This window comes from Acinetobacter sp. NigerLNRRAM0016 (assembly GCF_054112845.1).
Genome location: NZ_JBSYVT010000134.1, coordinates 1 through 336, shown reverse-complemented (window position 1 = coordinate 336; position 336 = coordinate 1). Strand labels below are relative to the sequence as shown.

Here is a 336-nt window from a genome sequence, read left to right as displayed (position 1 = left end):
TGTACTAGCTTGTATCTTACCCCTCATAGTGATTAGCTATCACTATATTGCAAATTACAGAGTTTCGTGTACTAGCAAAACATAAAGTTTGAGTTTGAGATAAAACCTGTAATTTGCCCTAACCACTTACACAACTCTGGACGGTAACTAAGCACTCTGATGCTGTATTCACAAGAAAAGACAGTGGTTATGCTAAAACAATAATTGGGTAAATCAGGCAGGTAAGATTATGTTTTATCTTGGTATTGATGTTGCTAAAGCTAAAATTGATTGCTGTTTAATTTTAGACAATTCTACAAGTAAGAAGAAGTCAAAAACCTTTTCTAATACACAAAA

At 33.0% G+C, this 336-nt stretch carries 1 pseudogene; it reads left to right on the top strand.

Going from position 1 to position 336, the window contains the following annotated elements:
• Positions 1 to 229: 229 nt before the first annotated feature.
• Positions 230 to 336 (top strand): annotated as a pseudogene (locus ACWQ4X_RS19860) (IS110 family transposase); the annotation flags it as partial.